Source organism: Roseateles sp. P5_B10 (genome assembly GCF_056400485.1).
Genome location: NZ_JBFULE010000404.1, coordinates 1 through 4,705, shown reverse-complemented (window position 1 = coordinate 4,705; position 4,705 = coordinate 1). Strand labels below are relative to the sequence as shown.

Annotated in this window: 4 protein-coding genes; 3 read left to right on the top strand and 1 reads right to left on the bottom strand. The window is 68.1% G+C overall.

The window, feature by feature from the left end; genetic code table 11:
* Nucleotides 1-93 precede the first annotated feature (93 nt).
* Entirely contained in the window at nt 94-510 is a 417-nt protein-coding gene (locus AC1DU6_RS20465; protein ID WP_056197633.1) for a PilZ domain-containing protein, read from the top strand.
* Between the two features lie 87 nt (nt 511-597).
* Nucleotides 598-1,350, top strand: coding sequence for an MgtC/SapB family protein (locus AC1DU6_RS20460; protein WP_457322233.1), 753 nt, complete (start codon nt 598-600; stop codon nt 1,348-1,350).
* Here the strand turns inward: AC1DU6_RS20460 and AC1DU6_RS20455 are convergent.
* A complete protein-coding gene (locus AC1DU6_RS20455; RefSeq protein ID WP_457322235.1) occupies nt 1,347-2,270 on the bottom strand; it encodes a LysR family transcriptional regulator in 924 nt (307 codons plus the stop codon). The two genes, AC1DU6_RS20460 and AC1DU6_RS20455, sit on opposite strands and share 4 nt — an antisense overlap.
* Before the next feature lie 96 nt (nt 2,271-2,366).
* Here AC1DU6_RS20455 and metE point away from each other — a divergent pair, with 96 nt between their 5' ends.
* On the top strand, nt 2,367-4,694 hold the full coding sequence (gene metE, locus AC1DU6_RS20450) for a 5-methyltetrahydropteroyltriglutamate--homocysteine S-methyltransferase (RefSeq protein WP_477859206.1): 2,328 nt from the start codon (nt 2,367-2,369) through the stop codon (nt 4,692-4,694).
* Nucleotides 4,695-4,705 lie beyond the last annotated feature (11 nt).

The following is a 4,705-nucleotide window of genomic DNA, read 5'->3' as shown; positions in this document are numbered from 1 at the left end:
CCCGAAGCCATTTCAAGCGACGGCAGGCGACTGACAAGCGCCTGTCATTCGCGGATGCTTTGATCCAGCCCGTTCACGAACCCAGATCACATCATGTCGATTGACCAACGCCGCTTCCCTCGCGTCGAGTTCTTCCTGGTGCCCGACGAGCACGAACAGCTGCCGGTCTGGGTCATCAAGCCCGAGGGCCTGGCCGAGAAGCGCGGCGGTGTCGTCGTCAACCTCAGCGAGGCCGGCCTGCAGATCCTGGCCGCGGCCGAGCCGCCGCTGGATGCCCAGCACTACGAGTTGCGCCTGCTGCTCGGCGAGGACGAGGGCGTGCCCCTCTTCAGCGCCGAGGTGCGCCGCGTCTGGACGCGGCCGCTGAGCCGCATCGTGCAGCTCGGCGGCTTCGAGTTCGAGTCGCCCAACTCCCAGGCCGAGGAGTTCCTGCTCGCGCAGACCGCGCAGATCACGGCGCGCAAATGGGTGCGCTGCGTGCTCGTGGAACGCATGACAGCCCTGGCCTGAATCCCTTCGCGTCCAGCCCCCTGGCGAGCGGGGCTGGACTGGGTTAGCGTGGTCGCGGGGCAGGTTTGCCCCGCCATTGCCGACGTCATGCTCGAAACCGACCACCTGCTGCGCTACTGGACCGACAGCCAATGGGCCGCCAACGTGCTGATGCTGATGCATCTCATCGGTGCCATGGTGCTGGGCCTGCTGCTCGGCTATGAGCGGGCCTACCACGGCCGTGCCGCCGGCATGCGCACATACGCGCTGGTCTGCATGGCGTCCTGCGCCGTGACCATCCTCGTCGGCTACCCCGACCAATGGTTCGGCGGCCACATGGCCGGCGGTTCGCTGCCGCAGTTCACCGACCCGACCCGCGTGATTCAGGGTGTGGTGACGGGCATCGGCTTCCTGTGCGCCGGCGTCATCATGCGCGAGGGCATGAACATCTCGGGGCTGACGACGGCGGCCTCGATGTGGGCGGCATCGGCCATCGGCATCGTGCTGGGCATGGGCTTCTATTTCGCGGCCATCGCACTGACGCTGCTGTGCGCCACGCTGATGATGTGGGGCGCCAAGCTGGAAAGCCGCCTGCCCTCCCACCCGGCCATCGCGGTGACGCTGCGCGGCGAATCGGGCCGGCGCTTCACGCAGGCCGAGCTGGCCGAGTTCGCCGATGGCCTGGGCTACCGCTTCGCGCCCGGCTCGCTGAGCATCGAGAAGCAGGGCGACCATGAAGAGTGGCGCTTCGTCTGCACGGCCAAGCAGAACTTCAAGGGGCAGACGCTATGCCGCTTCACCGACCGGCTGCATGAGCTGCCTGGCGTGGCCGGATACCGCGTGACCCACGCTCGCAACTAGAGCAGGCTGACCGCCGCCAGATTGAGCAGCGAGGTCTCGCGCATCAGCCGCACGAAGTCGGCCAGGAAGGGTTTGGCCGCGAGCCCTTCGGTGCTGACGGCGTAGAGCCGCCCGGTCAGCCCGCCCTCCCCGATGCGTTGGCGCGCCACATAGCCACGCGCCAGATAGCCTTCCACCGCCCACAGCGGCAGCGCTGCAATGCCGCGGCCGCTGGCAACCAGCTGCAGCATGGCCACCGTCAACTCGCTGGTGCGGCGCGGCGGCGTGATGCCTGCGGGCTGCAGCACGCGGCGCACGAGGTCCAACATCTCGTCGGGCACCGGGTAGGTGATGAGGGTGTGGTCAGCAAAATCGAGCGCTTCGAGCCAGGGCTTGGCCAGCAGCGCATGGCCCTTGGGCAGCAGCGCAATGATCTCGAAGCTGAACAGCGGGTGCACGACGACGCCGGTCTCGTCGGCGTCCACATCCGACACGATGGCCAGCTCAGCGCGGTCCTGGTGCAGCAGGCCCACGGGGTCGGCCTGGAAGCCGGAGACGATGTCCAGCTCCACCTCCGGCCAGCGGCCGCGGAAGGCGTCCATGGCCGGCATCAGCCAGTCGAAGCAGGTGTGGCATTCCACGGCGATGCGCAGTTGGCCGGCCGAGCCGTCCACCAGCCGGCGCACGTCGCGATCAGCCTCATCGACCTGGGTCAGCACGATGTCTGCCAGCTTCAAGAGCCGCTGCCCGACCGCGCCGAACACCAGCGGGTTGCTCTTGCGGGCGAACAGCTCGGCGCCGTAGTGCTCCTCCAGGGCCTTGAGCTGGTGGGACAAGGCCGACTGCGTCAGGTTCAGCAACTGCGCCGCTCGGGACAGATTGCCGGCCTCGCGCAAAGCAACCAGGGTGCGCAGATGGCGCAGTTCGAGCGGCGTTTGCATGAGCGGAACTTGTGATGATTCAGAAAACGTTTCGTTTGAATCATAGTCATGAAGTGCCGATCATCACGAATCGCTTTCAGCATTGTTCGATTCATCATGATCAAGACTCATATCCTCGGCTTCCCGCGCATGGGCGAGCACCGCGAACTGAAGACGGCGCTGGAGCGCCACTGGCGCGGCGAGCTACCCGCCACCGAACTGGAGGCCCAGGCCGCCGCGCTGCGCGCCCGCCATTGGAAGCTGCAACAGGACGCGGGGCTGGACCATGTCACCGTCGGCGACTTCGCCCYCTACGACCATGTCGCCCACCTGATCCAGCTGTTCGGCTGCGAACCGGCCCGCTTCGGCTTCAACGGCCAGGAGACCCCGCTGCAGCGCTATTTCGCGATGGCCCGTGGCATCACGACGACCCATGCCCACACCGAGGCCTGTGGCTGCAGCGGCACGCACGTCGATGGCGTGCCCGCGCTGGAGATGACCAAGTGGTTCGACACCAACTACCACTACCTCGTCCCCGAGTTCGACAGCGCGACCGAGTTCAGCCTGAACGCCGAGCGCCTGCTCGCCGAAGTCGATGAGGCCATCGCCCTGCCAGCCAGCCCCAAGGTCGCGCTGCTCGGGCCAGTCAGCTTCCTCTACCAGGGCAAGAGCAAGCAGGAAGACTTTGACCGGCTCGTGCTGCTGAAACGCCTGCTCCCCGCCTACGAACAGCTGCTGACCCGCTTGGCCGCCCGCGGCGTGACCTGGGTGCAGTTGGACGAGCCCATCCTCGGCCTGGACCTCAGCCCGGCATGGCAAGACGCCTTGCGCCTGGCCTATGCGCGCCTGGGCGTCGTCGGCCAGCCCCTGCTGCTGGCCACCTATTTCTCGCCGCTGGGCGACAACCTGGCTCTCGCCTGCGAACTGCCCGTGGCCGGCCTGCATGTGGACGCGGTGCGCGCGCCCGAGGAACTGCTGCCCGTGGCCCTACGACTGCCTCTGGACCGTGAGTTGTCGGTCGGCATCATCGACGGCCGCAACATCTGGCGCAGTGACCTCGACCAGGCGCTGTCACAGCTCAACAAGGTCCGCGAACTGCGCGGCGGCCGGCTGTGGGTGGCGCCGTCCTGCTCGTTGCTGCACGTGCCCTTCAGCCTGCGCCACGACGCGGCGCTGGACACCGAGCTGCAGGGCTGGCTGGCCGGCGCCGTCGAGAAGCTGGACGAGCTGCGCGTACTCAAGCGCGCGCTGTGGGGCGACGAAGCGAGCGTGGCCCGTGAACTGGCCGAGTCGCGCATTGCCCGCGCCAACCGTGTCACAAGCCGACGCGTGCGCAACGGCACCGTCGCCGCCCGCCTCAAGGCACTGCCCGCCGACGCCGACCAACGCCGCTCGCCCTTCCCCGCCCGCCAGGCCGCGCAGCGCCAGCGCCTGCGCCTGCCGGCCTTCCCGACAACCACCATCGGCTCCTTCCCGCAGACACCCGAGATCCGCGCCGCCCGCGCCGCCTTCAAGCGCGGCACGCTCGCCGAGCCCGCCTACCGCGAAGCCATGCAGCGCGAGATCCAGCTGGCGGTCAGCAAGCAGGAAGCGTTAGGGCTGGACGTGCTCGTGCACGGCGAGGCCGAGCGCAATGACATGGTCGAGTACTTCGGCGAGCAGCTCTCGGGCGTCGCCTTCACCGCCAACGGCTGGGTGCAGAGCTACGGCTCACGCTGCGTGAAGCCRCCGGTGCTGTTCGGCGACGTGTCGCGCCCCAAGGCCATGACGGTGGACTGGACTGTGTTTGCGCAGAGCCTGACCGACAAGCCCATGAAGGGCATGTTGACCGGCCCCATCACCATCCTGCAATGGTCCTTTGTGCGCGACGACCAGCCGCGCGCCACCACGGCGCTGCAGATCGCGCTGGCCATCCGCGACGAGGTGGTCGACCTGGAGGCCGCCGGCATTGCCGTCATCCAGATCGATGAGCCTGCCATCCGCGAAGGCCTGCCGCTGCGCCGCGCGGCATGGGGCGCCTATCTCGCCTGGGCGACGCGTGCCTTCCGCGTCTCTGCCAGCGCCGTGCGTGACGACACGCAGATCCACACCCATATGTGCTACTCGGAGTTCAACGACATCCTGCCCGAGATCGCAGCCATGGACGCTGACGTCATCACCATCGAGACCAGCCGCTCCGACATGGAACTGCTGCGCGGCTTTGGCGACTTCCGCTACCCCAACGAGATCGGCCCTGGCGTCTACGACATCCACTCACCGCGCGTGCCCGACGCGGCCGAGATGCTGCGCCTGCTGCGCAAGGCCGCCGAGGTCATCCCGGCTTACCTGCTCTGGGTCAATCCCGACTGCGGGCTGAAAACGCGGGGGTGGCCGGAGACGGAGGCGGCGCTGGCGCGCATGGTGGCGGCGGCGCGCGAGCTGCGGGCGGAGACGACGCCGGCTTGAAGGCTCAGTGG

Excerpts from the sequence above, each read along its gene's own strand:
- AC1DU6_RS20460 (WP_457322233.1), top strand. The coding sequence starts at position 598 with ATGCTCGAAACCGACCACCTGCTGCGCTACTGGACCGACAGCCAATGG.
- AC1DU6_RS20465 (WP_056197633.1), top strand. The coding sequence starts at position 94 with ATGTCGATTGACCAACGCCGCTTCCCTCGCGTCGAGTTCTTCCTGGTG.
- AC1DU6_RS20455 (WP_457322235.1), bottom strand. The coding sequence starts at position 2,270 with ATGCAAACGCCGCTCGAACTGCGCCATCTGCGCACCCTGGTTGCTTTG.